Raw genomic sequence first — 25450 nt, 5'->3', positions numbered from 1 at the left:
GCCGGCCGGCTTATTCGTCGTCGGGAGTGATCCATTGAATGCGGCCGTGGCCGGCCTCATTCAATCGGCTGACTAATGGCGCGGCTGCGCTGTCGGGGAGGCTGAATTCGAATTGCACGTGGTCGGAATGCGCGACATTATCGAGACTGGCGCCGGCCAGTTCAATTTCCCTGCGTATCATGCCTTCCATCGCATACGGTGCGGTGCAGATCAGATAATGCAGCTTGATAATCGCGATTTTCTCGGATTTTAATAATGCCTGGGCCACGCTGTCGGTATAAGCGCGCACCAGTCCACCGGCGCCCAATTTAACGCCGCCAAAATATCGGACCACGGTGGCTAATACGCCTTCCAGGTCCTGGTGGCGTAATACATCGAGCATGGGACGGCCGGCGGTACCGCTCGGTTCGCCGTCATCGACCGCGGCAGATTGGCCGCCGGCTAATAATGCCCAGCATACGTGGGCGGCACTTGGATGTTGCGCCCATAATTCAGCCACCACTTTTTGCGCGGCGCTCCGGTCCGTCATCGGCTGAACGCAGGCAATAAAACGGCTTTTTTTAATCACCAATTCGTGGTGAACGGGTGTGGCGATGGAGAAGGGCATGGCGGGATTTCTGGCACGGCGGCGGTGTAAACCGGGCTATGGTGCCAGAAATCCGGAGGAAAGACAAAAACGCGCTTAGCGATTGCTGATTTTGAGGCCGTCGCTGTCGGTGAAGCTACCGAGAACGACCATAATAAAATCAATCAGCGCCCAGATGCCGAAGCCGCCGAATGTGAACAACATTAACAGGCCGGTACCGATCTTGCCGACGTAGAAGCGGTGCACGCCCAATACGCCCAGGAAAAAGCACAGCAGTACGGTGACGACGTAATCCTTATCCGAACGCGGACCGGAGGCGCCGCTGGCATGTTGCGGCGCGCCGCAATGTGGGCAAGTTGGTGCTGTCTCGTGAATTTCTTTACCGCAACCGCGGCAGAATACCATGCCCATGTTTTCCCTTTTGTTTTCTGTTTATTGTTGTAGGCTGATTGCCTAGGCGGAATATTATAGGTGGGCGACCGGCTTAGCTTTCTCACCAACTGTAACGATCTGCTAAAATTTCAGCCTACTTATCCGAATACCGCATATGAGCAATCCCTCGCCAGCATCGCATCACTCCGCCACAGACAGCGACCAGGGGGAGGACGACGACCTGATGCACCGGCTGGGCCTGAGCGCCCGGGGCGTCGTACTGGCGCGGCAGGAAGGCCGCGTATTCCTGCGCTTGAGCGGGGTGGTGTCGTACAACGGCTTGCAGGTCCCTTATGACCTGGTGCCGGCGCAGGGCGTGCTGGCCAAGGCGTCCAAATGGCGCAAGATGGATGCCGATACCCGTTCCCAGCTGCTGCTGGAGCGCGCCAGCGACGCCGTCGGCGAAGAACTGCGCGGCTATGTTAGCGCCTTCGTGCAGGAGATGGCCGACGCTTGCGACGACTGCGGTCTCGATGCGCAACCTTTCCTCGGCGCGCTGGCGGACATGCAGATCTCCGAGCCGGCCGGCATCGTCTTCGACCGCATCCGGCAGCGCCTGGAGCACGCCGTCGAGCGCGAGATGGAAGAGCAGCACGCCGAGCGCACCCGCCAGAGCATCAACCTGGCCGAATATCCGGCCTCGTTCGACGTGGCGCGGCGCATGAAGCGGCGCTTCATCGCGCTGCTGGGACCAACCAATTCCGGCAAGACCCACCAGGCCATCGAGGCGCTGGCCAAGGCGCCCAGCGGCGTCTACCTGGCGCCGCTGCGGCTGCTGGCGCTGGAAAACTACGAGCGCCTGCAGGCCATGGAGGCGCACGGCAAGCCGCTGGCCGTCAGCCTGGTGACGGGCGAGGAGCGCCGCCTGGTGGCGGGCGCCACGCACGTGGCCAGCACGGTGGAGATGCTCGACACCCGCACCCCGGTCGATGTCGCGGTGATCGACGAAATCCAGATGCTGGCCGACCGCGACCGTGGCGCGGCGTGGACCGCCGCCGTCTGCGGCGCGCCGGCGCAGGTGGTGTACCTGGTGGGTGCGCCGGAAGCGCGGCGCGCCATCGAAGTGCTGGCGGCGCGGCTGGAGTGCGAACTGGAAGTCCACGTGCTCAAGCGCAAGGGCCCGTTGTCGGTCGAGCCGACCGCCGTGCGCAAGCTGAGCAATTTGCGGCGGGGCGACGCGGTGATCTGCTTCTCGCGCCGCGAGGTGCTGATGTGGCGCGACATGGTGACCGAGCTGGGCCTGTCGGTGGCCACCGTGTACGGCAACCTGTCGCCGGAGGTGCGGCGCGCGCAGGCGCAGCGCTTCCGCGACGGCGCGGCCGACGTGGTGGTGGGCACCGACGCGATCGCGATGGGCCTGAACATGCCGATCGCCCGCATCGTGATGACCACCTCGGTCAAGTACAACGGCTACGAGGAGGAAGAGATCCCGGCCGCGCTGGCGCGCCAGATCGCCGGCCGGGCCGGGCGCTTCGGCGTGCACGAGGAAGGCCTGGTGGCCGGCTACGACAACGAGACCCACAACGTGGTGCGCTCGCTGCTGAAGGAAAAGCCGGTGCCGCTCAAGACCACCGGCTTCGCCGTGGCGCCGACGCTGGAGCATCTGCACCGGATCTCGTCGGTGACCAACGAGCACGCGCTGGCCAAGCTGCTCAAGCGCTTCGTCCACAACATCGACGTGCCGGACGGCTTCTTCTACCCACGCATCACCGAGGACCAGTTCGAGCGCGCGGCCTGGCTCGACACGCTGGAGCTGACGGTGGCCGAGAAGTTCGCGCTGTCGCTGGTGCCGATCTCGTCCAAGGTGCCGTCGCTGCAGCGCGCGTGGGAGCATTGGGCCACGGCGCTGGCCGCCAAGAAAATCACGCCGATCAAGACGGACCAGGTGCCGCTGCACTACATGTCGCTGCAGGAGGTGGAGGACGCCTGCCGCATGTATTCGGCCTACGCGTGGCTGGCCTACCGTCAGCCCGAATACTTCCCCGACACCGAGCGCGCACAGCAGCTGTCGCGCCAGGCGTCCGAGCGCGTGGACGCGATGCTGCAGGACCAGAACTCCGCGCTGCGCAAGCGCCAGCCGAAGAAGTTCCGCCGCTGATGGCGCGCGGCGACGGCGCCAACGAGCGCATCGACGCGATCGACATCCTGCGCGGCATGGCGCTGTTCGGCGTGCTGATGGTGAACCTGCTGTCGGAATTCCGGGTCTCGATCTTCCAGCAGTTCTTGCCGCCCGATCCGGGCACTGGCAGGTGGGACGGACTGGTCGAAACCCTGGTGCGCGCCGGCTTCGAGATGAAGGCCTTCGCGGTGTTTTCCTTGCTGTTCGGCTTGGGGCTGGCGGTGCAGTTCGAGCGCCTGGCCAGGACCGGCCGTCCGCGCTACTGGCTGGCGCGGCGGCTGGCCGTGCTGCTGGTGTTCGGGCTGGTACATCTGCTGCTGGTCTGGAACGGCGACATCCTCACCGAATACGCGCTGGGAGGCTTGTTGCTGCTGCCGCTGCTGGCGGCGCCGGTGTGGGCGCTGGCGGTCGCGGCGGCGTGCATGTTCGCGCTGTATGTGTACATCGGCATGGTGCCGGTCGGGATACCGTGGCCGCAGGCTGCCTGGTTCCAGCAACACGTGGCGCTGGCCAACCAGGTGTACGCGACGGGTAGCTACGCGGAGATACACCGCTTCAGCATTGACGAGCTTGCGAATCTGCTGCCCTTGCACGTCTTTATTTTCCCGCGCACCCTGGCGCTGTTCCTGCTGGGCGCGCTGGCGTGGCGGACCGGCATCGCCCGCAAACCGGACCAGCACCGCCCCCTGCTGGCCGCTGTCGCCGTGGCCGGCATCGCGGGCGGCGCGGCCTTGTCGACGTTGGAGGCGGCCGCAGGCATGGGCCAGACCCTGCTGGCCACCGGCTACGCGGCCACGGTGCTGCTGCTGGCACAACGCCGCATGCTGCACGTCTTCGCCCCACTGGGCCGGATGGCGTTCACCAACTATATCGCCCAGTCGCTGATCTTCGGCTACATCTTCTTCGGCTACGGGCTGGGACAGTTCGGCCGGCTCGGCGCCGCGCCGGTGTTCCTGCTCGGCCTGGGCGTGTACGCGGCCCAGATGGCGGCAAGCGCCTGGTGGCTGCGGCATTACCGCTATGGCCCGCTGGAGTGGCTGTGGCGCACGCTGATGTACGGCGCCGTGCAGCCCATGCGCGTAGCGTTGCGTGAAAAGGATTAATTCAAGAAGGTAAAGGCGATTTTGATCGAGATCAAAGGATTTTCAGGCGCGGCTGCTTAGCATTAATGCCAGCAAGTCCCTTACCGGATCATATTGTTTTTCTTTTTGAAGAGGCCTGACAATGCTGGACAAAAATAGTCGAGAGTGGAGCAACCTATCATGAGCAAAATGATGAAGGCTGCGGTGGTGCGGGCATTCGGCCAGCCGCTGGTGATCGAGGACGTCGAGGTGCCGACTCCGGGAGCCGGGCAGATCCTGGTCAAGATCGAGGCTTGCGGGGTGTGCCACACGGACCTGCATGCGGCGCACGGCGACTGGCCGGTCAAGCCCGCGCCGCCTTTCATTCCCGGCCACGAGGGGGTGGGTTACGTGGTCGAGGTCGGGGCCGGCGTCAAGCATGTCAAGAGCGGCGACCGGGTCGGCATTCCCTGGCTGTACTCGGCTTGCGGCCATTGCCCGCATTGCCTCGGCGGCTGGGAGACCTTGTGCGAATCGCAGAAGAACACCGGCTATTCGGTCAACGGCGGGTTCGCGGAATACGCGCTGGCCGATGCCGACTATGTCGGCCATTTGCCGAAGGAAATAGGCTTCGTCGAGATCGCCCCCATCCTGTGCGCCGGCGTCACGGTCTACAAGGGCTTGAAGATGACCGATACCAAGCCCGGCGACTGGGTGGTGATCTCGGGGATTGGCGGACTCGGCCACATGGCGGTGCAATACGCCTGCGCGATGGGGCTGAAGGTGGTGGCGGTCGATATCGACGACAGCAAGCTGGCGCTGGCCCGCCGCCTGGGCGCGGTGCTGGCGATCAACGCGAAGACGGCGGACCCGGCGGCCGTGATCAAAAAAGAGATCGGTGGCGCGCACGGGGTGCTGGTGACCGCCGTCTCGCCGATCGCCTTCTCGCAAGCGCTGGGCATGGTGCGGCGCGGCGGCACGGTGTCGTTGAACGGCCTGCCGCCCGGCGACTTCCCGCTGCCGATCTTCGACATGGTGCTCAACGGCATCACCGTGCGCGGATCGATCGTCGGCACGCGGCTCGATTTGCAGGAGTCGCTGATGTTCGCCGCCGAGGGCAAGGTCAAGGCGACCGTCTCCACGGACAGCCTGGACAATATCAACCACGTTTTCGACCGGATGCTGCAAGGCGATATCGAAGGCCGTATCGTGCTTGATTTCGCGTCAAAAACGCATTGATGCCACCTGATCCACCCTAAACGCGCGCCTACCGGAGGCCAAGCTCGGCTATCATGGCGGCCGGTTGGCGCAAGCTGGATGTTTAGGGACGGGAATGAATGGAGCAAGGGGAGGGGCCGGCACGGCCCCGCCACAATTTGGGTTGATTAGTCTGCTGAAGGCCGGCGCGGCGCAATTGATTGTGCTGCATCACCTGGCCTTTTACGGACCCATGTCCGATCAGGTGCGGCCGCTGTTGCCGGCGCTGATAGCCTGGCTGGGAGGGCCTGCGCGCATTGCCGTGCAGGTGTTCCTGGTCGTCAGCGGCTTCCTGGCGGCCAAATCGCTGTCACCCGCCGGCGCCGCCGGGCTGGCCGATCCGCTGGGCGCGATCCGGCGGCGTTACGCCAAGCTGGCGCCGCCGTTCATGGCCGCCACACTGCTGGCCGCCGTCGCTTCCTCGTGGGCCGGCAACTGGATGACCCATAGTTCGGTCTCCGCGCCGGCCACCCTGAGCCAGCTGAGCGCCCACGCGCTGCTGCTGCATGGCGTGCTGGGCTATCCCTCGTTGTCGGCCGGCGCCTGGTATGTCGCCATCGATTTCCAGCTGTATGCGGTCGCGGCCCTGGGCTTGTGGCTGGCGGGCCGCCTGGCCGGCGGGCGCGCCATGCCGTGGCTGATGCCGGTCATCACCACGCTGGGCATCGCCTTGTCGCTGCTGTATTTCAACCTCGACGCCGACTGGGACAATTGGGCGCCGTATTTCTTCGGCAGCTATGGCCTGGGCATGATGGCGTGGTGGGCCAGCGACCGCCGCCGCGCGCCGGGCGCCGTGGCCTTGCTGCTGGCGATGGCCGTGGTGCCGGCGACGGCGGCGCTGTTCCTGGATTTCCGCAGCCGGGTCGCGCTGGCGCTGGTGGTGGCCTGCCTGTTGTACCTGTTCGGCCGCGTGAGAACGGTGTCGGGCGGACGCGCGTGGGCCGCCGTCAACGGCCTGGGGCGGATATCGTACTCGGTGTTCCTGATTCATTTCCCGGTCTGCCTGCTGGTCAACGCGGCGTCCAGCCGCTTTGTGCCGGAGGGCCCGTTCTGGCAGGGCGCGGGCATGCTGCTGGCATGGGGCGCCAGCCTGGCAGCCGGCGCCGTATTTTTCCGCTGGGTGGAGACGCCGCTGGGACGCCTCGTCCAGCTGGCTACCGCGCGGGACCGCCCGCGCTCCGGTCGATCGTTGCCTTCAGTGCTGTCGTAACGGCCTCGGCGATGCCGTCCCGCACCCTCAACAGGTCGTCGACCGGCTGGCCGCAGGTCTCCGACCGGATGACGAAGCCGTTGTCCGCCTTCATCAGGCGCGCCGCTCAGAGCTTGACGCTGAACTGCAGCGCCAGGGTGCGCGGCGATACCGGGATGTCGAACGGCAGCGCCAGTCCCGGCGCCAGGCTCGGCTCGCGCGCGTCGGCGTCGAACAGGTTGCGTACGGTGGCAGTCACGGTCCAGCCATGTGGCAACTGCCGGGTGAGGGCGGCGTCCACGGTCCGGTAGTCGGCGACCGGGGCGCGCGCGTCGCCGGCCGGGCGGCGACGGCCCGCGACCCAATTCAGTTGCGGACTGAACTGCCAGCCCGGGCCGAGCGTCCAGTCCAGGCGGGCGTTGGCTTGATGGCGCGGCGCGTAGCCCGGATCGCTGTGGGTGATGGTGTCGTGCGCGTTCTGGCGCGCGTAGTTGGCCTGCCAGCGCAGGGACGGGCTCAGGTCCCATGCCAGCTCGATCTCGCCGCCGTTGCCGTCCATGCCGCCGCTGTTCTGGTAGGTGGCGCCCGGCGCCGGCGCGGGATTGGGCACCGAACGGATCAGGTCCTTCAGCGTGTAGCGGAACAGGCTGAGATTGATGTTCAGGTCGGGGCGCGCCTGCCAGGCCAGCGCGGCCTCCGTGGTGCTGATGGTTTCCGGCCGTACCTGCGGGTTGCCCATGTTGACCGGGTTGATACCGGTCTGTTCGTTGAAGCTGGGCGAGCGGAAGGCGCGGCCGTGCAGCAGCTTGACCGTGATGTCGAGGTCGGCGTCCCACACCAGCGCCAGGCGCGGGTTGGTGGTGCCGCCGAAGTCGGAATAGTCGTCATGCCGCACGCCGGCCGTCAGCGCCCAGTCGCGCGCGAACTGCCACTCATCCTGCGCGTAGACATAATTGATCTTGCGGCGCTGGGGCCGGATGTGCGGCTGGATCGGGCCGTAGTCGATCACGGCGCCGGTGGGGATCGGGATGCCGGCCGGACTGATCAGGAAGTTCTTCATGGTCTCGACGCCGTATAGGTACAGGTCGTCGTGGCCCGCGCCCAGGCGCAGCGCGTGCCCGCTCACGCCGCTGTAGGTGGCGAAGGCCGAGCTGCGCAGATTGCGTTCCCAGCGGCCGGGGCCGCCGATCATGCCATTCGGGAAAAGGTTGGGACCGAGGCGCGCGCCCGCCGGAAACAATCCCAGGCCGTCTGGCGACTGCTCGGTGAAAAACATATAGCTCAGCGATGCGCCCACGCTCCAGTCGTTGGCGAAGTCGGGCGCGGTCCACGACAGTTCGCTGGCCGCGTAGCCGCTGCGCGCGCGGTGGTCGGGATCGAGGGCGGAATTGACGCCCAGGCCGGTGCCGACCTTGTCGCGCCATTTCAGGTTGGTGCGCCAGCGCCAGCGTTGCCAGGACAGGTCGAGGCTGCCGTCGTAGGCGTTGTAGCCGGTGTTCATCGGGCCAGGCGCCTTGCTCACGTGGGTGCCGAAGCGGCGGTCGTTGAGGGTCTGCGCATCGGCCTCGACCAGCGTGTCGGCGCCGTCGGTGCGGCCCACTTGCAGATACGCCGCGATGGACAGCTGGCCTTGCTTGCTGCCGTATTCCAGCCAGGCGTCGCGCGCGTTGAACGAGCCGGCCCGCGCGCCCACGCGCAGGCCCGGCATTTGTTCCGCCGTCTTGGTGATGATGTTGATGACGCCGGCGAAGGCATCGGCGCCATACAGCGCCGAGCCGGGGCCGCGGATGATCTCGATGCGCGCCACATTCGTCAGCGGCATGCTGGCCCACATATTGCCCTTGTCGCCGTTGTAGTCGGTGTTCATGCGCAGGCCGTTGAGCAGGACCAGCACCTGGGGATTGGTGACGCCGCCCGCGCCGATGCCGCGAATGATGTAGTTGGGCGCGTACATGGTCGCCACGCGCGTGACATGGATGCCGGCCACCGCCTCCAGCACGTGGTCCAGGTCGGTCGCTCCCATGGCGGCGATATCCTCTGCCGTCACCACCGAGGCGACCGCCGGCGCGCGGCGCAGCGTCTGGACCGAGCCGGTCGCCAGGCTGATGGCCGAGCGGTCCATGCCGTACAGGGCCAGGTCCTCATCCTCCGGCTGGGCCGCGGCCAGCGACCAGGGGTGCCACGCCGACACAGCCAAGGCGATCAGCCAGCCGGACCGGAAGTCTGCCATGCACATGCGCGCAGCGCGCGGAGAGGGGAACTGTTTCATATTGAAAGTCGAGCAACAGCAGATGCACCACAATACACGGCGCTTTGCTCTTTAACAATTGACTGTTGTCAAAGCGCATCAGGCGGCAGGATGCCCTGGCAGGGCGCTCGGGTGAATCAGTTTCCTTGTGGAAATTACAAATATATTTCTTGCACTTATCTGGCGAGGATGATATCTTTCGAACATGCATTTAGGAAATTTAAATTTCAAAATAGAAATTTTTTTATCAACCTTATCAGAACATACAATGAAAACCATTTTTAAAATTGCCTTGTTGAGCACCACCCTCGTCGCCGCTGTCGCGCAGGCTGGTAATCCGGGGCCTGGCACGTCCAGTGCGAAAGACGTCAAGCTGGCAGGGGACAATGCGGATAAATATGTTCTGGTCCAGGGCCGCAACATCAACCCCATCCAGTCGACCCTGGGTTTTGACAGCGCCTTCGTGAGCGCTTCCGGTACGGCAGCCAAGGGCTGGAGCCTGGCCGAAACGGTCGAATTCAACGATAAGAGCAACAAGCTGGTGTTCACCGACAAGGCACCGACCGACGGCCTGAGCTTCTCCTTTACGGAAGCGGCCAGCCACACCAGCGGTACCTGGACGGTCACCAACACCAGCGCGACCAAGAACACCACGCTGGACCTGGTCTTGTCCTTCCACGCCGGTAATAACGTCGGCAGCTTCCTGTTTAACGACCAGGCCATCCTGGCCAACCAGACGCTGACCGGTAGCTGGGCCATCAACTGGCTCAACAACGCCAAGAGCCCAAGCAGCATTCCCGGCTTCTCGAACGTCGGTTTCTACACTGGCCAACGGAGCTTCACCACTCCTGTTCCAGAGCCGGAAACCTACGGCATGCTGCTGGCCGGCCTGGGCCTGATCGGCTTCGTCGCACGCCGCCGCCGCGCCAAGTAAGCGCAACGCGCAAAATCAAACGCCAGCTTCTTGCTGGCGTTTTTTTTTGCGCGGTTATTCTTGTATCCGATCCGCTTCCCGGATGAAGTCGATGAAGGCGCGAAGCGGTTCCGGAACCAGCCGGCGCCCCGGGTAGTAAAGGAAGGGGCCGGAGAACGCCAGCCACCACGGTTCCAGCACCGGGACCAGCGCGCCGCTGTCGAGGTGGGGGCGCAGCCAGTCCTCGAACAGATACACGATGCCGCTGCCGCCGACGGCGGCCTCCACCAACAGGTCGGCGATCGCGCCGCCTTGCACGTACAGCGGGCCTTCGGCATCGATCTGCACGGTCTCGCCGTCGCGGGCGAATTCCCATGGCGGCATGGCCCGGCCGACGAAGCGCAGGCGCAGGCAGTCGTGCTGCAGCAGGTCGCGCGGGTGGACGGGGCGTCCGCGCCGCTCGAGGTAGGAGGGCGCGGCGGCCGCGGCAAAGCGCTGGATGCGCGGGCCGATGGGCACGGCGATCATGTCCTGCTCCAGGCGCTCGTCGTAGCGGATGCCGGCGTCGCAGCCCGCCTCCAGTACGTTGACGAAATTATCGTCGGCGGTGATGTCGAGCCGGATCTCGGGATAGGCGGCCAGGAAGCGCGAGACGATGGCCGGCAGGATCAGGCGCGCCCCGCTGATGGGGACGTTGAGCTTGAGCGTGCCTGAAGGGCGGCCACGGTAATCATTGACGGCGTCGAGCGCGGCTTCCACCTCCGTCAGCGCGGCGCCGAGGCGGGTCCGCAAGCGTTCTCCCGCCTCGGTGGTGACGACGCTGCGGGTGGTGCGATGGAGCAGCCGCACGCCGACTTGCGCTTCAAGCCGGCGCACCGCCTCGCTCAGCCCCGATGCGCTGAGCCCGCTGGCACGTGCGCCTTCGCGGAAGCCCTTTGCATTGGCGACGGCGAGGAACGCGGTGAGGTCGGCGAGGTCGATTTTCATTGTGCGGAATTTCGTACGGGGCGTCCTGATTATACCTACTTATCGAACGCCGGTTGCGCGTCTACACTGGCCTCTACTTAAACAGGAGGAATTCAGATGAACCAATCTTTCACCACTTTCAAGCTCGGCAGCCGTACGGTCAACCGCGTGGGGTATGGCGCCATGCAGCTCGCCGGGCCACACGTCTTCGGCCCGCCGGCCGACCGGGCAGGCGCGTTGGCCGTGCTGCGGGCAGCTGTGGAAAACGGTATAAATCATATCGACACCAGCGATTTCTACGGGCCCCATATCACCAACCAGTTGATACGCGAAGCGCTCCATCCCTATCGCGACGACCTGGTCATCACCACCAAGATCGGCGCACGGCGCGGCGCGGATGCGTCCTGGCTGGCCGCCAGCTCTGCTGGTGAATTGAGGCAGGCCGTGCACGACAACTTGCGCAACCTGGGGCTGGATGTGCTGGACGTGGTGAACTTGAGGGTGATGATCGATCCGATGCAGCCAGCCGAGGGCTCGATCGAGGAGCCGCTGACCGCGCTGGCCGAGCTGCGGCGCCAGGGCCTGGTGCGCGAGATCGGCTTGAGCAACGTCACTGCGGCGCAGGTGGCGCAAGGGCGGGCGATGTGCGAGATCGTCTGCGTGCAGAATCACTACAACCTGGTGCACCGTCAGGACGACGCGCTGATCGATGCGCTGGCGAGGGATGGCATCGCGTATGTGCCGTTCTTTCCGCTGGGTGGCTTTTCGCCATTGCAGTCGGCGACGCTGTCTGCCGTCGCCGCGCGGTTGCGGGCGCAGCCCAATCAGGTGGCGCTGGCGTGGCTGCTGCGCCGCTCGCCGAATATCCTGTTGATTCCAGGGACGTCGTCACTGGCGCATTTGCGCGAGAATATCGCGGCAGGTTCGTTCGTGTTGCCTGATGATGCGGTGGCTGAGCTGGATGACATGGCGCCACGCGTGCCAAGCGGGGAGTAGCAGGCCAGGCGGTTACGCTGTTTCCCGCAGCTGGATTTCGACGTGCAGGCCTGCTTTGGCAGCTCGGCGGCGCGCCGACGGCGCCGTTCCTCTTGTGAAGAGAGTGCAGGCTCTGCATTAGTAGCTGGATCGGATTGACCTTCGACACTTCGTGTCGTGCCCATTTGCGCCTCCCGTCATGCAACATTTGATAGAGCCAGTGTAGCGCAGTCGCCCAATCAACCGGCGGCGTGGTTATTACGGCGCTTGATAAATCCAGTATCGTCGCTCAAATCGGTCGCTGATAAAAAACGATTTATACTATTTTTGGTGCGCGCTTTCGCGTTGTGCGGCGTGATGGCGGCGTGGCAACCTCCGCCCGCGCTGACCTCTTGGACTGTGCTGAACTCCTGCGTGCGCTCTCTGGCTGCGGCTTGCCCTCAATTCGAAAGTGCCTAAAGAATTTAAACTTTCGGCTCACGCCGCGCGGATCGGAAAGAAGGGGAAGGGAAAATTCCCGTTCTGCAAGCAGCTTCATGCGCCAGACGATGCCGCCGAAGAAGCGAAACGTCAGCGCATTCGGCGGCTGCGGGCTTAGCTCAGCAAACGTGCCGGTCGAATACATCGCACCGAGCACGGCCGCATCCATCAACGTCATATTGGCGTCAAACATATAGATCCGCAGCATGTCTTCGAAGGGAATGTCATCGGTGAGGAAAGCGATGCGACAGCCATGCCATTCCACAGCCGCTTCCAGCACGGCTCCCGTCACGATCACGCCGCTGGGCTCACCGTTCAGCAGCAGCTCGGACGAGGCCAGCGCCGCATCCGTGTAGGGCGTCGCCAGCCTTGTCGCGAATTCTGTAGCCGAAAGCAGTCTCACGAGTTTGCGCTATGGCCTGCGGTAGGCGCTGAGCGGACGGCACGGCAGTGAGAAGTCCACGTGATAGTGTTCGTCGTGCCTGATCCATGGCGTGGTTTTCATGAAGGGCAGGGTGGTGCGCAGATCGCGCCCACGTGATGTGCGGAACATCCGTTCCGCGAGTTCTTTTTGGAAGATCACCCGTTCGATTTTCACATGGTGCTTTTCTGCCGCGTCGGCCAACTGGTGCAGATGCTCCGCGATGGCATCAAAGTCGATATGCAGGTCACCCAGCGCGCCATTCGAGTCAAACTCAAGACCATAGCCAAACTTGTTCAGCGCATTCGACGGCAGCAGCGTCGGCTGGTTCTTGCCGTCGAGGACGGGAACCATGAAATCGACCGATAGTCCGGCCTGGTGAGTGTGATGCGGCTTGATTTGCCCGCCGTTGGCCAGACCTGTTTCGCCGTACATGAAGCGCTTGTCTGGCGCGGCCTGATACACGCCGTTGTAAGCGTCGAGTACGATGTCGCGTATGCTCTGATGAACATAGGTCCGGCCCAGCGAGACGCCGACACTGCTGTAAGGAGCAAAATTCTTGCCCTGCACAGGAAGCTGCGCGCCATCTTGCAGTCGCCCGTTCGCCGGCGTGCCGTAGCAGGTGCTGGCATTGGCGAGCGCCAGCGGAAGCGCAAACAGCACGGTGGCCTTCAGGATATAACACCTGAGCCCCAAGCTAGACCGAATGGCCCAAGTACTTGTGTGTGGCACTACGTCGGGTGTTCGCGCTTCAGTTTGCTTCCCCATGGAAGCCAGTTTGTCATACATGAGAAGTTGTCCGCAGATCCTACGATTCGTGAAGTTTAAGTAAGGGGAGGCCAAGCAGGTGGAATCTCTAGAAAAACCTCTAGGGGCGGAGACTATTGAGACAGTAAATGACGCAACTGGCATTCCCGATTAAATCTGGCGCTGATTAAAAACGATTTATACCATTTTTTGTGCGAGTTTTTTTCGAGGTGCGGCGCGCTAGTGGCGTTAAAACCTGCTCCCGCGCTGTCGTCTCGGACTGCGTTGAAATCCTGCTCACGCTTTCCGGCTGCGGCTTGCCTTCAATTCGGAAGTGCCTGAAGAATTTGAATTTCCGGTTCACTCCGCTCGGATCGGAAAGGAAGGGAAGGGCAAATTCCCGCCCGGTGAGCAGCACCATGCGCCAGACTGTGCCGCCGAAGAAGCGAAATGTCAGTGCATTCGGCGGCTGCAGGCTCAGTTCAGCAAACGTGCCGGTCGAATACATCGCGCCGAGCACTGCGGAATCCACCAAAGCCATATTGGCATCGAACATATAAATCCGCAGCATGTCTTCGAAGGGAATGTCATCGGTGAGGAAAACAATGCGATAGCCATGCCATTCCACCGCCGCTTCCAGCACGGCTCCCGTCACGATCAGCCCGGTGGGCTCACTGCCCAGCAGCAGTTCGGACGAGGCCGGCGCGACATCCGTATAGGGCGTCGCTAGCCTTGTAGTGAACTCCGATGTCGAAAGTAATCTCACGAGATTGCTCTACCATATAAAGCCAGCGCCGAAGGCCGCTAGCGCACCTCCGACAAACGCACCTATTGTCACACATACCGGCGCGCCCGGTCCGCACGCCAAACCCGCGAGAGCGCCAGCCGCTACGCTGCCGCCTATCCCCGCAGTGGTAGTGACCAACTCACGCTTGACTGCGGTGGATTTATCGCGGGCGGTGAGCACGTTATACGTCGACAGCGCCAATGACAGCAAAATGAGGCCACGTCCCAAATACGACAACCGCAACATACTGTGCGTGATGCCAGGCTGTGACCTGCCGGCCGACGCGACAACTTCGGCAAATACCCGGTTCTGCTTTGATGGGGGGAGCTTTGCGAAGATTGCGTTTTTCCCAAATAACTTCGATGTCTTTTCGGCGATCAAAGCGTTCAGATTGCGACCCTCGGGCTTCTTGTATTCTGCGAAGGCACGGCCAACGGGCGTGCTCTTCGATCTAGTGAGTTGCATGACGACGTTCCGCGTGGCTTGGGCCTGCTCCGCAGCCTGCGCCCAAGTCAATTTCCCTCTGGCGACTTCGCGACGAAGATTGTCTGACATCGCCTTGATCTCGCGGGCGTAAATTCTGCGTGAGGTGGAATCGATTTCCAGATGCAGCCCAACGCTGGCAGTGGTCGCTTCCAATGATTTGATCTCGTTTTCGAATGTTTCTTCGTCGGACTGCGGCATGGTGGCCTCCTATCAAAGGTGTCTGACGAGCGTACTGCGTTGCTGGTTGAGGGCGTTTGAACCGGCGCAAGATGGTGCTGGGTATCGCTCTGACCAGAGCTAGACTTGGGGAAACTTCGACGAACTTGGTGATCTCATAGGATGATCGTGTTTGAGGAGGAACTTGTTTGGTCGCGGGTTGCTCAGTCCGGTGACGTGGAGTTCAAATTCGTGGATCTTTGCGTGGCTGCGGCAGTTCGTCTTAGCGGTCTAGGCTGGGACTAGCACATCACATGGGCCGCTTTTTTTTCGTAGCTGCCGTTGATGCGTCTGGCCCATCTCCGGTCGCGGTGACTGGAGATTGTGGCTTTTGACTTGATGTCAAACTCTGCGCGAGTCACTGTCTTTGCACACTTTGTACGTGCGCAATCGCAAGTAGAATTTTCCGGCTATCGACTGAATTCGGACGGATTGGCTAGTGTCGAACGATATTCGGGGGGAAGGCTAGGAAGCTTGCTAGAATCGAAGCTAGCAAACTCGGTATTTTTTCCGGGAAATCTGATTAAAAATGAATTCGAACGTTTAAATGTGGCTCGCCGCAATAAGAATGTAACGTCGGTGGCATTTTGATGTTAGATAATAATCTTGAATGTATGGAATCTAGAAAAATCCCCCAATTTACATCGAAGATAGGTAGGAATCAGCTTTGTCCGTGTGGTTCAGGCAAAAAATATAAGCGCTGTCACGGCGGGGAGGATGGCGGTGGAAAGCCTGTGCCGGGAATGATCGATGCTCGCATCCGAAAGCTTAGTCCGCAGAGAAAATGTTTAGTTCCCAGTTCGCTTTCAAGTGAATGCTCACGGGGAACAATAAACGCGCACACCGTTTCTAGGTCTGCTAGCTTAGGGGCGATCGCCCATGAGGGGCATGTTTACTCCTACAAGATTTCAATTCAGGAATTAATTAAGTCAAAGGGGCGGATACTGCCCACGCGGACCGGTTGGAAAGATGCGTCTACCTTCCCCGGATTTTGTGGTGTTCACGATAAGAAGCTTTTTTCTGCGCTGGAGGACGTCCCTTTCAGCTCTACGAAAGAGCAATGTTTCCTTTTGAGCTACCGAGCCGTGGCGAGAGAATATTATATGAAGCAGGGATCGATGCTACAAAGCGATCTTCGGCACGCACTCAGTTCCAATAGTAAGATTGCTCGACAGTTTATTAATGATTTCAACCACGGCACTGAGCTCGGCATGAAGGATGCGGAGGCGCATAAGAAAAGATATGACGCTATTCTTCTGGAAGAAAAATGGGAGCAGGTAAGGGCTATTGTGATTGAATTTGATGGGTTATTCCCAATTCAATGTGCTGCGTCTTTTCAAATTGAAAATGACATTTATGGAAAGGAAATTCAATTCTTGGGATTCGGTAAGCAGACTCCCGACTCTATAAGTCTTACGTCTTTTGTGGCAGGTGGTATTTCTTATATTTGTTTTTGCTGGTTAGCTGATAGTGACTCTAGCTGCAAGCCGTATATAGAAGCATTGCAGCGTGCTCCGCTTGTTGATATGCCCGCGATCCTGGCGGCGCTGCTATTGCAAACTAGTGAGAATTGTCATTTTTCACCCACTTGGTATGACGGAATGACGAATGCGGGGAAGGATTGGTGCGCTGCGCAGATGCGAAACGGAGCGACCCTAGATGTTTTACCGCCGCCTGCCTTGAGTGCGGCTGGCGCGTATCTTACGGGTATATCAGTCAAGACGATAAACGAGGTATCTTAGTTATCCTTAGTGGTTGTCCTAGGATACTTCGATGCAAGGTGTCGAGGAAGGAGAGCGGCACGGAAAGCTACTCGGCAAGCAAAATAGAGTGCGGGATTTTTCGATGCGGCCAGACAGTGGCCAGACGGTGACCAGAAACAAAAAAGCCCACGAACCGAAATTCGTGGGCTTCCTTGATAATTCTTGGTAGGCCGTGCGGGATTCGAACCTGCGACCAACGGATTAAAAGTCCGCTGCTCTACCAGCTGAGCTAACGACCCAAAGGTATGAAACCTTGGTTTTCTTCGAATGGTAGGCCGTGCGGGATTCGAACCTGCGACCAACGGATTAAAAGTCCGCTGCTCTACCAGCTGAGCTAACGACCCCCGAAGAAGCGAGATTATAGGGGGTAATGAGTCCGGCTGTCAAATACCCCCGAGTAATTATTTGCCGCCGAGGCGTTCCTTGGCCGTGGCTGCCGCCGACGAGTCAGGATAGGTCTTGATCAAATCCTGCAGCGTCTTCTTGGCGGCCTTGTCTTTCAGCTCGGTCTGGCAGCTGGCGATGATCAGCATGGCTTCCGGCGCCTTCGGGCTGTCGGCGTAGTTCTTCACTACCTGCTGCTGGGCCGCGATGGCGCTCTTGCAGTCGCGCTGCGCGAAGTAGGAGCTGCCCAGGTAGTACTGCGCGGCCGGCGCGTAGCTGGAGCCCGGATAGCGCTGCACAAATTCGGTGAACGCGGTGCCCGCCGCCTTGTAGTCGCCCGACTTGAAGGTCTGCCACGCGGCTTCATAGGTGCGCTGCTCGCTCGGGTCCACCTGGGCGGTCTTGCCGTCGATGGTCACTTCGCGCGGCTCCAGCTTGCGCAGGCGGGCGTCGAGGTCGACGTAGAAATCTTTCTGGCGCTTCTGCGCGTTGGCCAACTCGTTGCTCAGCACTTCGATCTGGCCGCGCAGCTTGGCCACTTCCTGCAGCGTCATTTCATTCTGCGAGACCAGGTCCAGCGTGCTGGACTTGTCGGACTTGGTGTCGATACGGGCGTTCAGGTCGGCCCGCATGGCCTCGACCTTGGCGCGCAGGTCGAGCAGGGCTTTGCGGGCTTCGTCGTCGTCGAACAGCCCGGCATGGGCTTGCAGCGGCAGCCAGGTCAGTGCGGCCAGCAGGACGGCGCTCAGGCCGGATTTGGAGAGTTTCTTCATGTCGGACGCTTTCACACAAATCTAATAGGAAACGGGGCGGGACGCGGTGTTATCCGCGTGCCGCCCCGTATTATGCCTGTCACCCGGCAAAAGGGTAGTGCTTTCGATTACTTGTAGACGATGTCTGCACGACGGTTTTGCGCCCACGCTTCTTCGTTCGAGCCGGAGGCTTTAGGCTTTTCCTTGCCCAGCGAGACGGCTTCGATCTGCGATTCCGACACGCCCAGCGTGGTCATGGCCTTGCGCACGGCTTCGGCGCGCTTCTGGCCCAGGGCCAGGTTGTACTCGGCGCCGCCGCGTTCGTCGGTGTTGCCTTGGATCAGGATCGAGCGGGCTTTGTTCTTGGCCAGGTAGGCCGAGTGGTTTTCCACCACTGGCTTGCCGTCGTCGCGCACGACGTAGCTGTCGAAGTCGAAGTACACGCTGCGGTTGGCCAGCACGCCTTTTGGATCGTCCAGCGGATCCAGCGATTTGGTTTCGACCGGGGCCACGGTGCGGGTGTCGGCCTGCGGCTGCGGTTTGGTGTCGACTTGACGCTCTTCCACTTTCGCTGGCTCGGCGACCTTGACCGGGGTCGACGAGCAGGCGGACAGGATGGCGGCGGTGGTGACGATGAAAGCGAGGCTGCTGAGTTTACGCATTTGATTCTCCTAGAGATGAAAGGTAAAAGTTACTGCATGAATGGACCCCAGGTGGGCTCCTTGATGTTGCCCGCCTGTGTGGTCAGGCGTTGCTTTACACGTCCATCCACCGAAACCACAGCCAGCGATTTGCGGCCGCCGGCTTGAGTGGCGTACATGATGTATTTGCCGTTGGGGGCAAAGCTTGGATACTGGTCGTCGGTGCTGTCGGACAGGCGCTGTTCCTGGCCGCTGGCCAAGTCCATCACGTACAGCTGGTAGTTGCCGTCGCGGCGGGAGATGTAGGCCAGGGTCTTGCCGTCGGCCGACACGCGCGGGCTGATGTTGTAGTTGCCGGTGAAGGTGATGCGCTTGGCGTCGCCGCCGTCGGCGTTCATGCGGTAGATCTGCGGGCCGCCGCTGCGGTCGCTCATGAAGTAGATGCTGCCGTCGGGCGCGAAGTTGGCCTCGGAATCGATGCCGGCGCTGTTGGAGACGCGCTTGAGGTTGCCGCCGTCGGCGTTGACCGTGTAGATCTGCGTGTGGCCGTCCTTGGACAGCGACACGGCCAGCTTGTTGCCGCTCTGCGCCCAGACCGGCGACGAGTTGCTGCCTTTTTCGTTGGCGACCACGGTGCGCGCGCGGTTGACCAGGTTCTGCACGTAGACCACCGGCTTCTTCTGTTCGAACGAGACGTAGGCGACCTTGGTGCCGTCCGGCGACCACGACGGCGAGATGATGGGCTCGTTCGAGCGCAGCGCCATCTGTTCGCCTTCGCCGTCGGCGTCGGCCACCAGCAGTTCGTAGTGGCGCTTGTCGTACTCCTTGACGTAGGCGATACGGGTGGAGAAGGCGCCGCGGATGCCGGTCAGCTTGAGGAACACGTCGTCGGCGATGTTGTGCGCGGTCAGGCGGGTGAACTGCGGCGCGCGCGCCACGTTCAGTTGCGACAGCTCGCTCTGCTTGACGGTGTCGAACAGCTTGTAGCGCACCTCATAGTCGCCGGCCGCCGACTTGGCGACGGTGCCGACCACCAGCGCGTCGGCGCCCTTGGCCTTCCAGGTGCCGTAGTCGATGTTGTTCATGCTGGTGATCACGCCCGCGTCGATCAGCTTGAAGGCGCCGCTGCGCTCCAGGTCGGCCTTGATGATGGCGGAAATCTGTTGCGGGGCGATGTTCTCGTCCGCGAAGCCGGCCACGGCGACCGGGATCTGGTTGCTGCCGACGCCGGAAATCTCGATCCGCATCTGGGCGTGGGCGCCGCTGGCGGCCAGTGCCAGCGCGGCGGTAAGGATCGCTTGGTTCAGTTTCTTCATGGTGGTCATCAGTGCATATCCTTCATATTGAAATCGGCGACAAACTCGCGCTCTACCGTACCATCTTTTTTCTTGGGTAGTGGTGACGATTTGGCGATCGCGTTTTCAATCGCGCTGTCATAGGCGGCCGAGCCGCTGCTCTTCATCTTGCGCACGCCGATGATCTCGCCGGTCGGCAGCTGGGTGATCTGGTAGGTCGCGCTCAGCGTGTCGTCCACCGTGCCGTAGACCAGGTTGCTCTTGATCTTGGCCCGGATGGCCGCCTGGTAGCCGCCGTCGACCTTGCCGCCGGTCGAGGTGGCGGCGGTGCCGGTGCTGCCCTTGGCTGCGTTGCCGGTGATCCGGCTCATCTGGGCGGCGAAGGCCTTGTCGCGGGCGGCCTTGTCGGCCTTCTCGGCTTTCTCCTTGGCCGCTTTCTCGGCCAGCGCGGCTTTCTTCCTGTCTTTCTCGGCCTGTTCCTTCTCGTCCTTCAGCTTTTGCTCGGCTTCCTTCTTGTCGGCCAGCTTCTTGGCTTCCGCCTTGGCCTGCTTCTCTTCGGCTTCCTTCTTCAGCTTGGCTTCCTTGGCGGCCTCGAGTTTTTCCTGTTCGAGTTTCTTCTTCAGCTTCAGGCGTTCGAGGGCGATGTCCGGTTCCTTCGGCGTCGGCGGCGCCTCCACCGGTTTCGGCGGGGCGGCCTTGACCACCGGCTCGGGTTCCGGTTCGGGCTCAGGCTCGGGCTTGACCTGCGGCGGCGCCGGCGCGGCTTCCTGCACCTTCATGTCCCAGATCTCGGCCTGCACGGTGGTCGGTTCGTTGTTCTGCCAGCTGATGCCCACCCACAGGAACAGCAGCAGCACGGCGTGCATGGCCGCGGCCAGCGCTATCGAGCGCCAGCCTTCGTTTTGTCGCGGCACCTTGTAGGGGCCGCCTGCCGTTGCGGGTTTCATCGTATGCACTGTGATTTACTTGGTCGACAAGCCGACCCGGTTGATGCCCATCTTCTTCGCTTCCGAGATCAGCTGGATCACGTCGTCGTACTTGCTTTCCTTGTCGCCGGCGATCAGCACCGGATAGTCGGGATGGTCGTTGTGGATGGCGCGCAGCTTCTTGACCAGCGCGTCGCGGTTGGGCGCGGTTTCCGGCGCCTCTTCACCCTTGCCCTTGACACCGATCGACAGCGCGCCGTTCGGCTTGATCACCACCTGCACGTAATCGCTGGGCGGCTTGGTGGAGCGCTCGGCGCTCGGCAGGTCGACCACGCTCGGGTCATTGGCCGACGGCATGACCATGAAAATAATCAGCAACACCAGCATCACGTCGATATACGGCACGACGTTGATCTCGGACTTGAACTTGCGGCCGCGGCCGCCGCGCATGCTGCTGGAGAAAGAGGAAGCCATGATTGCTCTGCCTTCTTAACGCGACTGACGTTGCAGGATGTTGGAGAACTCTTCGACAAAGCTCTCGAAGCGGATCGCCAGGCGGTCGATGTCGTGCGAAAAACGGTTGTATGCGACCACGGCCGGGATCGCCGCGAACAGGCCGATGGCGGTGGCGATCAGCGCTTCGGCGATGCCGGGCGCGACCGCGGCCAGCGTGGCCTGCTGCACATTGGCCAGGCCGCGGAAGGCGTTCATGATGCCCCACACGGTGCCCAGCAGGCCGATGTACGGCGACACCGAGCCGACCGAGGCCAGGAAGGCCAGGTGCGACTCCAGCACGTCCATCTCGCGCTGGAAGGCGGCGCGCATGGCGCGGCGGGCGCCGTCCAGCACCGCGCCGGGGTCCATGCTTTCGCGGGCGGCGGTGTAGGCGGCCTTGCTCTTGATGAACTCACCCATGCCGGCTTCGAAGATGCGCGCCAGCGGGCCGCTGTTGGCGCGGTCCTTGCCGGCGTTCTGGTGCAGCGCGTGCAGGTTGCCGCCGGCCCAAAAGGTTTTCTCGAATTCGATGGTCAGGCGGCGCGCCGAGCGCACCGCGAACATCTTGCTGAAGATATAGGTCCAGCTGGTCAGCGAGATGCCGAACAGCAGCGCCATGATCAACTGCACGATCAGGTGCGCGTTGGTGATGAGGGACAGGAAGGAGAGGTCTTGGGTGACGTTCATGTATAGGTTCAGTCTGTTTTGATGGTACTACGCATTTTTTCGGCCACCGCCGCCGGGACGGCGCGCGGCGACAGGTCGGAACCCACGCAGCCGACCTTGACGCGGGCAGTGTTGAGCAATTGTTCGCCGCACCAGGCTTGCTGCACGAACAGGATCGAGGCACGGCCTAGCTTTTCGATACTAAGTGTTAATTTTAGTTCATCGTCCAACCTGGCAGGCGCATGATACTCCGCGCTGACGCTTTTGACGACGAACAAGACATCATGTTCGTGGAGCAGCGCGTGTTGCTCGACGTGAATGGCGCGCAACCACTCGGTGCGGGCGCGCTCGAAGAATTTGAGGTAGTTTGCGTAATAGACGATACCGCCGGCGTCGGTGTCTTCGTAATAGACCCGTACGTTCCAGATAAACTCTGCAGGCATGTTATTTTGACTACTGGTAAGATTGAGCAACATTCTACGCGATTTTATTGTTGTCGTTGAAGCTGCTACGGCGTCATTCACGTTAAAACCGTTATTTCTGCGGATTTTCCAGGAAGACGTCAAAAATTGCATTTGCGATAGTAAAGCGTTTTCCCGGCAACTTGCCAAGGTTTGTAACAACCGCTTACGAATCGCTTCAGGGATGAAACGATTCGTCGCTGCAAACGGTTTACAGGTTGCGCTTGATCGCCAGCGGGCCGTAGCCCTGGCAGGTCGGCATCATTTCGATGCGGTTGATGTTGATGTGGGCCGGCAGGGTGGCGATCCAGTAGGCGGTGTTGGCGATGTCCTCGGCCGTCAGCGGCTCGGTGCCTTCGTAGACCTTGGCCGCGGCCGCGTCGTTGCCCTTCAGGCGGACGTTGGAGAACTCGGTGCCGCCGCACAGGCCGGGCGCCAGGTTGGTGGCGCGCACGCCGGTGCCCACCAGGTCGGCACGCAGATTCAGCGTGAACTGCTCGACGAAGGCCTTGGTCGCGCCGTACACATTGCCGCCAGGGTAGGGCGTGTCGCCGGCCACCGAACCCAGGTTGATCACGGTGCCGCTGCCGCGCGCCACCATCGCCGGCAGGATGGCGCGGGTCATGGCGACCAGGCCGCTGCAGTTGGTGGCGATCATCGTGTCCCAGTCCTCCAGCGACGATTCGTGCGCTGGCGTGACGCCCAGCGCCAGGCCGGCATTGTTGATCAGCACGTCGATCTGCGCCCACTCGGCGGGCAGGCTGTCCAGCGCGCCCTTGATCGAGGCCTTGTCGGTCACGTCCAGCACGATGGGGCGGGCGGCGGCGCCCAGCTCGGCGGCCAGCGCCTGCAGGCGGTCGGCGCGGCGGCCGCTGATCAGCACTTTATGGCCGTTCTGGACGAAGGTGCGGGCCATGGCGGCGCCGAAGCCGGCGGTGGCGCCCGTGATGAAGACGATCATGTTCTATCCTTATGCGAGAGTGGAAACGATGGTCAAGTGTAGCCGAAATGGCAGTATGGCCAGCTGTCGCTATCAAAATCGGCACAAGATTGCCTTTTAGGCAATCATTTCCTTGCTCAAATCTGGCGCATAAATTACAATCAGGCTTCCATTACGTCTCACGTAACTGGCGAAAAGCTCCGGTCATCACCATTTTGGTGCGTGGCGGCCGGTCGGCGAAAGGTGGGCATCCACCGGGAAACGTGAGATTTCAACAGCCGTTCGCCTGGGCAGCCATCGATGGAAATGCACGAAGAGGCTGCCTGTCCGCTATCGGCTTCCCTCATTCGATCCAACCTGCCAGTAACAAGTTACTCAATTCGATTGGAGTTTTTTCATGTTCGCAAAAGATCACACCCTCGCCAGCGTTGACCCGGAATTGTTCGGCGCCATCCAGAAAGAAAACACCCGTCAGCACGATCACATCGAACTGATCGCTTCGGAAAACTACACCTCGCCAGCCGTCATGGAAGCGCAGGGTTCCCAGCTGACCAATAAATACGCCGAAGGCTACCCAGGCAAGCGCTACTACGGTGGTTGCGAATACGTCGACGTTGTCGAGCAACTGGCGATCGACCGCGTCAAGCAGCTGTTCGGCGCGGAAGCGGCCAACGTGCAGCCTAACTCGGGCTCGCAGGCCAACCAGGGCGTGTTCTTCGCCGTGCTGAAACCAGGCGACACCATCATGGGCATGTCGCTGGCCGAAGGCGGCCACCTGACCCACGGCATGCCGCTGAACATGTCCGGCAAATGGTTCAACGTCGTTTCCTACGGCCTGACCCCGGAAGAGGACATCGACTACGTCGCGATGGAAGCGCTGGCCAAGGAACACAAGCCTAAGCTGATCATCGCCGGCGCCTCGGCGTTCTCGAAAAAGATCGACTTCGAGCGCTTCGCCGCTGTCGCCAAGGCGGTTGGCGCCTACTTCATGGTCGACATGGCGCACTACGCCGGCCTGATCGCCGCCGGCCTGTATCCCAACCCTGTGCCGCACGCCGACTTCGTCACCTCGACCACGCACAAATCGCTGCGCGGCCCGCGCGGCGGCATCATCCTGATGAAGGCAGAGCACGAGAAGATCATCAACTCGGCCATCTTCCCAGGCATCCAGGGCGGCCCGCTGATGCACGTGATCGCCGGCAAGGCCGTCGCGTTCAAGGAAGCGCTGACGCCTGAGTTCAAGGCTTACCAGCAACAGGTCGTCATCAACGCCGACGTGCTGGCCAAGACCCTGATCAAGCGCGGCCTGCGCATCGTTTCCGGCGGCACCGAGTCGCACGTGATGCTGGTGGACCTGCGTCCGAAGAACCTGACCGGCAAGGAAGCGGAAGCGATCCTGGGCGCGGCCCACATGACCTGCAACAAGAACGGCATCCCTAACGATCCACAGAAGCCATTCGTGACTTCGGGTATTCGTCTGGGTTCGCCTGCCTTCACCACCCGCGGGTTCAAGGAAGCGGAAGCGGAACAAGTCGGCAACCTGATCGCCGACGTGCTGGACAACCCGCACGACGCAGCGACCATCGACCGCGTGAAAGCGGCCGTCAAGGTTCTGGCTGACAAGTTCCCTGTCTACGCCAAGTAATCTGTAGCACCGCGACGCCGGCCTGTGCCGGTGTCGCGTCATCGAATAGCGCCAATATGAAATGTCCGTTTTGCCAGCATGAAGAAACCCAGGTTCTCGATACGCGTGTATCCGAGGAGGGGGACGCCATACGCCGGCGCCGGCGCTGCGGAAAATGCGATAAACGATTTACCACGTATGAGCGCATCGAGCTGGTGATGCCGTATGTGGTCAAGAAGAACGGCAGCCGTACCGAGTATTCGTCGGCCAAGCTGCGCGGCAGCCTGACGCTGGCCTTGCGCAAGCGCCCCGTGGCGGCGCCCGCCGTCGATGCGGCGATATTGTCGATCGAGGAAAAGCTGCTGACCAGCGGACAGCGCGAGGTCGATACCGGCTACATCGGCGAGCTGGTGATGCAGGAGCTGAAGCGCCTCGACAAGATCGCGTATATCCGTTTTGCATCGGTCTACAAAAACTTCGAAGACCTGGCCGAGTTCCAGGACGCCATTGCCGAAGTCGGGCAGGAACGCAAGCCGCGCAAGGCTTAGTTTCCCGCGCGAGTTTCCCGCACGTCATCCGCCGGCCCATGGCTGGCGCACCTTTGATACGCCTCATACTCT

General features: G+C 61.8%; 25 protein-coding genes, 2 tRNA genes and 1 riboswitch. Of the genes, 9 read left to right on the top strand and 18 right to left on the bottom strand.

Features of this window, described 5'->3' with window-relative positions; translation table 11 throughout:
• Positions 1-10: 10 nt before the first annotated feature.
• Both GTP90_RS08685 and GTP90_RS08680 read right to left on the bottom strand, forming a co-directional pair.
• Positions 11-607 (bottom strand): IMPACT family protein, encoded by a 597-nt coding sequence (locus tag GTP90_RS08685; protein ID WP_161083122.1) that lies wholly within the window; start codon positions 605-607, stop codon positions 11-13.
• 75 nt (positions 608-682) lie between these two features.
• Positions 683-997: a TM2 domain-containing protein gene (locus GTP90_RS08680; RefSeq protein WP_161083121.1), complete on the bottom strand. Its 315-nt coding sequence runs from the start codon at positions 995-997 to the stop codon at positions 683-685.
• 136 nt (positions 998-1133) lie between these two features.
• On the opposite strand from GTP90_RS08680, the gene GTP90_RS08675 reads away from it, so the two are divergent.
• The 4 genes from GTP90_RS08675 to GTP90_RS08660 all read left to right on the top strand — a co-directional run bounded on the left by GTP90_RS08675 (position 1134) and on the right by GTP90_RS08660 (position 6665).
• Positions 1134-3116 (top strand): helicase-related protein, encoded by a 1983-nt coding sequence (locus GTP90_RS08675; protein WP_161083120.1) that lies wholly within the window; start codon positions 1134-1136, stop codon positions 3114-3116.
• Positions 3116-4240, top strand: coding sequence for a DUF418 domain-containing protein (locus GTP90_RS08670; protein ID WP_161083119.1), 1125 nt, complete (start codon positions 3116-3118; stop codon positions 4238-4240). Before GTP90_RS08675 ends, GTP90_RS08670 begins: the two co-directional genes overlap by 1 nt.
• 159 nt (positions 4241-4399) lie before the next feature.
• Positions 4400-5437, top strand: coding sequence for an alcohol dehydrogenase AdhP (adhP, locus tag GTP90_RS08665; protein WP_117015261.1), 1038 nt, complete (start codon positions 4400-4402; stop codon positions 5435-5437).
• A 94-nt stretch (positions 5438-5531) separates the two neighbouring features.
• Positions 5532-6665 carry an acyltransferase family protein gene (locus GTP90_RS08660; protein ID WP_161083118.1) on the top strand — a complete coding sequence of 378 codons (1134 nt, stop codon included), beginning with the start codon at positions 5532-5534 and terminating at the stop codon, positions 6663-6665.
• 106 nt (positions 6666-6771) lie between these two features.
• On the opposite strand, the gene GTP90_RS08655 is transcribed toward GTP90_RS08660, so the two are convergent.
• A complete protein-coding gene (locus GTP90_RS08655; RefSeq protein WP_161083117.1) occupies positions 6772-8874 on the bottom strand; it encodes a TonB-dependent receptor plug domain-containing protein in 2103 nt (700 codons plus the stop codon).
• 286 nt (positions 8875-9160) lie between these two features.
• Here GTP90_RS08655 and GTP90_RS36610 point away from each other — a divergent pair, with 286 nt between their 5' ends.
• Positions 9161-9826: an FxDxF family PEP-CTERM protein gene (locus GTP90_RS36610; RefSeq protein WP_217431948.1), complete on the top strand. Its 666-nt coding sequence runs from the start codon at positions 9161-9163 to the stop codon at positions 9824-9826.
• A 54-nt stretch (positions 9827-9880) separates the two neighbouring features.
• Here the strand turns inward: GTP90_RS36610 and GTP90_RS08645 are convergent, their stop codons facing one another.
• The gene (locus tag GTP90_RS08645; protein WP_161083116.1) at positions 9881-10792 is read right to left on the bottom strand and encodes a LysR family transcriptional regulator; all 912 of its coding nucleotides are present in this window, start codon (positions 10790-10792) and stop codon (positions 9881-9883) included.
• Positions 10793-10888: 96 nt separating this feature from the next.
• Here GTP90_RS08645 and GTP90_RS08640 point away from each other — a divergent pair, with 96 nt between their 5' ends.
• Complete coding sequence (locus tag GTP90_RS08640) at positions 10889-11767, top strand: aldo/keto reductase family oxidoreductase (RefSeq protein WP_161083115.1); 879 nt, start codon at positions 10889-10891, stop codon at positions 11765-11767.
• A 295-nt stretch (positions 11768-12062) separates the two neighbouring features.
• Here GTP90_RS08640 and GTP90_RS08635 read toward each other — a convergent pair whose 3' ends face one another.
• The 4 genes from GTP90_RS08635 to GTP90_RS08620 all read right to left on the bottom strand — a co-directional run bounded on the left by GTP90_RS08635 (position 12063) and on the right by GTP90_RS08620 (position 14865).
• Positions 12063-12629: a hypothetical protein gene (locus GTP90_RS08635; RefSeq protein WP_161083114.1), complete on the bottom strand. Its 567-nt coding sequence runs from the start codon at positions 12627-12629 to the stop codon at positions 12063-12065.
• Between the two features lie 9 nt (positions 12630-12638).
• Complete coding sequence (locus GTP90_RS08630; RefSeq protein WP_371875038.1) at positions 12639-13310, bottom strand: penicillin-insensitive murein endopeptidase; 672 nt, start codon at positions 13308-13310, stop codon at positions 12639-12641.
• A gap of 271 nt (positions 13311-13581) precedes the next feature.
• A complete protein-coding gene (locus tag GTP90_RS08625) occupies positions 13582-14160 on the bottom strand; it encodes a hypothetical protein (RefSeq protein ID WP_161083113.1) in 579 nt (192 codons plus the stop codon).
• A 9-nt stretch (positions 14161-14169) separates the two neighbouring features.
• Positions 14170-14865: a hypothetical protein gene (locus GTP90_RS08620; protein ID WP_161083112.1), complete on the bottom strand. Its 696-nt coding sequence runs from the start codon at positions 14863-14865 to the stop codon at positions 14170-14172.
• A 608-nt stretch (positions 14866-15473) separates the two neighbouring features.
• On the opposite strand from GTP90_RS08620, the gene GTP90_RS37720 reads away from it, so the two are divergent.
• The gene (locus tag GTP90_RS37720; RefSeq protein ID WP_161083111.1) at positions 15474-16625 is read left to right on the top strand and encodes a YecA family protein; all 1152 of its coding nucleotides are present in this window, start codon (positions 15474-15476) and stop codon (positions 16623-16625) included.
• 184 nt (positions 16626-16809) lie between these two features.
• Here the strand turns inward: GTP90_RS37720 and GTP90_RS08610 are convergent.
• The 10 genes from GTP90_RS08610 to GTP90_RS08565 form a co-directional block, all read right to left on the bottom strand.
• Positions 16810-16885 (bottom strand) — tRNA-Lys (locus tag GTP90_RS08610).
• Positions 16886-16914: 29 nt separating this feature from the next.
• A tRNA-Lys gene (locus GTP90_RS08605) sits at positions 16915-16990 on the bottom strand.
• A gap of 57 nt (positions 16991-17047) precedes the next feature.
• Positions 17048-17803, bottom strand: coding sequence for a tol-pal system protein YbgF (ybgF, locus tag GTP90_RS08600; RefSeq protein WP_161083110.1), 756 nt, complete (start codon positions 17801-17803; stop codon positions 17048-17050).
• Between the two features lie 107 nt (positions 17804-17910).
• Positions 17911-18444 carry a peptidoglycan-associated lipoprotein Pal gene (gene pal, locus GTP90_RS08595; RefSeq protein ID WP_161083109.1) on the bottom strand — a complete coding sequence of 178 codons (534 nt, stop codon included), beginning with the start codon at positions 18442-18444 and terminating at the stop codon, positions 17911-17913.
• Positions 18445-18473: 29 nt separating this feature from the next.
• Entirely contained in the window at positions 18474-19748 is a 1275-nt protein-coding gene (gene tolB, locus GTP90_RS08590) for a Tol-Pal system beta propeller repeat protein TolB (RefSeq protein WP_161083108.1), read from the bottom strand.
• Positions 19748-20665: a cell envelope integrity protein TolA gene (gene tolA, locus GTP90_RS08585; RefSeq protein ID WP_161083107.1), complete on the bottom strand. Its 918-nt coding sequence runs from the start codon at positions 20663-20665 to the stop codon at positions 19748-19750. The genes tolB and tolA overlap by 1 nt, the downstream gene beginning before the upstream one ends.
• A gap of 15 nt (positions 20666-20680) precedes the next feature.
• Positions 20681-21118: an ExbD/TolR family protein gene (locus GTP90_RS08580; RefSeq protein ID WP_161083106.1), complete on the bottom strand. Its 438-nt coding sequence runs from the start codon at positions 21116-21118 to the stop codon at positions 20681-20683.
• Positions 21119-21133: 15 nt separating this feature from the next.
• Positions 21134-21826 carry a protein TolQ gene (tolQ, locus tag GTP90_RS08575; protein ID WP_161083105.1) on the bottom strand — a complete coding sequence of 231 codons (693 nt, stop codon included), beginning with the start codon at positions 21824-21826 and terminating at the stop codon, positions 21134-21136.
• Between the two features lie 8 nt (positions 21827-21834).
• On the bottom strand, positions 21835-22248 hold the full coding sequence (gene ybgC, locus GTP90_RS08570; protein WP_117015334.1) for a tol-pal system-associated acyl-CoA thioesterase: 414 nt from the start codon (positions 22246-22248) through the stop codon (positions 21835-21837).
• 229 nt (positions 22249-22477) lie between these two features.
• Entirely contained in the window at positions 22478-23227 is a 750-nt protein-coding gene (locus GTP90_RS08565) for an SDR family NAD(P)-dependent oxidoreductase (RefSeq protein WP_161083104.1), read from the bottom strand.
• A gap of 152 nt (positions 23228-23379) precedes the next feature.
• Positions 23380-23505: riboswitch (ZMP/ZTP riboswitch) on the top strand.
• A 98-nt stretch (positions 23506-23603) separates the two neighbouring features.
• Here GTP90_RS08565 and glyA point away from each other — a divergent pair.
• On the top strand, positions 23604-24851 hold the full coding sequence (gene glyA / locus GTP90_RS08560; protein ID WP_161083103.1) for a serine hydroxymethyltransferase: 1248 nt from the start codon (positions 23604-23606) through the stop codon (positions 24849-24851).
• A 56-nt stretch (positions 24852-24907) separates the two neighbouring features.
• Positions 24908-25378 carry a transcriptional regulator NrdR gene (gene nrdR, locus GTP90_RS08555; RefSeq protein WP_161083102.1) on the top strand — a complete coding sequence of 157 codons (471 nt, stop codon included), beginning with the start codon at positions 24908-24910 and terminating at the stop codon, positions 25376-25378.
• Positions 25379-25450: the final 72 nt, after the last annotated feature.

It is taken from the genome of Duganella vulcania, from assembly GCF_009857655.1.
Classification (GTDB): Bacteria; Pseudomonadota; Gammaproteobacteria; order Burkholderiales; family Burkholderiaceae_D; genus Rugamonas; species Rugamonas vulcania.
The sequence above is the reverse complement of the archived record's forward strand: the minus strand, read 5'-3'. Positions and strand labels throughout refer to the sequence as shown.

Excerpts from the sequence above, each read along its gene's own strand:
- GTP90_RS08685 (WP_161083122.1), bottom strand. The coding sequence starts at position 607 with ATGCCCTTCTCCATCGCCACACCCGTTCACCACGAATTGGTGATTAAA.
- GTP90_RS08680 (WP_161083121.1), bottom strand. The coding sequence starts at position 997 with ATGGGCATGGTATTCTGCCGCGGTTGCGGTAAAGAAATTCACGAGACA.
- GTP90_RS08675 (WP_161083120.1), top strand. The coding sequence starts at position 1,134 with ATGAGCAATCCCTCGCCAGCATCGCATCACTCCGCCACAGACAGCGAC.
- GTP90_RS08670 (WP_161083119.1), top strand. The coding sequence starts at position 3,116 with ATGGCGCGCGGCGACGGCGCCAACGAGCGCATCGACGCGATCGACATC.
- adhP (WP_117015261.1), top strand. The coding sequence starts at position 4,400 with ATGAGCAAAATGATGAAGGCTGCGGTGGTGCGGGCATTCGGCCAGCCG.
- GTP90_RS08660 (WP_161083118.1), top strand. The coding sequence starts at position 5,532 with ATGAATGGAGCAAGGGGAGGGGCCGGCACGGCCCCGCCACAATTTGGG.
- GTP90_RS08655 (WP_161083117.1), bottom strand. The coding sequence starts at position 8,874 with ATGGCAGACTTCCGGTCCGGCTGGCTGATCGCCTTGGCTGTGTCGGCG.
- GTP90_RS36610 (WP_217431948.1), top strand. The coding sequence starts at position 9,161 with ATGAAAACCATTTTTAAAATTGCCTTGTTGAGCACCACCCTCGTCGCC.
- GTP90_RS08645 (WP_161083116.1), bottom strand. The coding sequence starts at position 10,792 with ATGAAAATCGACCTCGCCGACCTCACCGCGTTCCTCGCCGTCGCCAAT.
- GTP90_RS08640 (WP_161083115.1), top strand. The coding sequence starts at position 10,889 with ATGAACCAATCTTTCACCACTTTCAAGCTCGGCAGCCGTACGGTCAAC.
- GTP90_RS08620 (WP_161083112.1), bottom strand. The coding sequence starts at position 14,865 with ATGCCGCAGTCCGACGAAGAAACATTCGAAAACGAGATCAAATCATTG.
- GTP90_RS37720 (WP_161083111.1), top strand. The coding sequence starts at position 15,474 with ATGTTAGATAATAATCTTGAATGTATGGAATCTAGAAAAATCCCCCAA.
- ybgF (WP_161083110.1), bottom strand. The coding sequence starts at position 17,803 with ATGAAGAAACTCTCCAAATCCGGCCTGAGCGCCGTCCTGCTGGCCGCA.
- pal (WP_161083109.1), bottom strand. The coding sequence starts at position 18,444 with ATGCGTAAACTCAGCAGCCTCGCTTTCATCGTCACCACCGCCGCCATC.
- tolB (WP_161083108.1), bottom strand. The coding sequence starts at position 19,748 with ATGACCACCATGAAGAAACTGAACCAAGCGATCCTTACCGCCGCGCTG.
- tolA (WP_161083107.1), bottom strand. The coding sequence starts at position 20,665 with ATGAAACCCGCAACGGCAGGCGGCCCCTACAAGGTGCCGCGACAAAAC.
- GTP90_RS08580 (WP_161083106.1), bottom strand. The coding sequence starts at position 21,118 with ATGGCTTCCTCTTTCTCCAGCAGCATGCGCGGCGGCCGCGGCCGCAAG.
- tolQ (WP_161083105.1), bottom strand. The coding sequence starts at position 21,826 with ATGAACGTCACCCAAGACCTCTCCTTCCTGTCCCTCATCACCAACGCG.
- ybgC (WP_117015334.1), bottom strand. The coding sequence starts at position 22,248 with ATGCCTGCAGAGTTTATCTGGAACGTACGGGTCTATTACGAAGACACC.
- GTP90_RS08565 (WP_161083104.1), bottom strand. The coding sequence starts at position 23,227 with ATGATCGTCTTCATCACGGGCGCCACCGCCGGCTTCGGCGCCGCCATG.
- glyA (WP_161083103.1), top strand. The coding sequence starts at position 23,604 with ATGTTCGCAAAAGATCACACCCTCGCCAGCGTTGACCCGGAATTGTTC.
- nrdR (WP_161083102.1), top strand. The coding sequence starts at position 24,908 with ATGAAATGTCCGTTTTGCCAGCATGAAGAAACCCAGGTTCTCGATACG.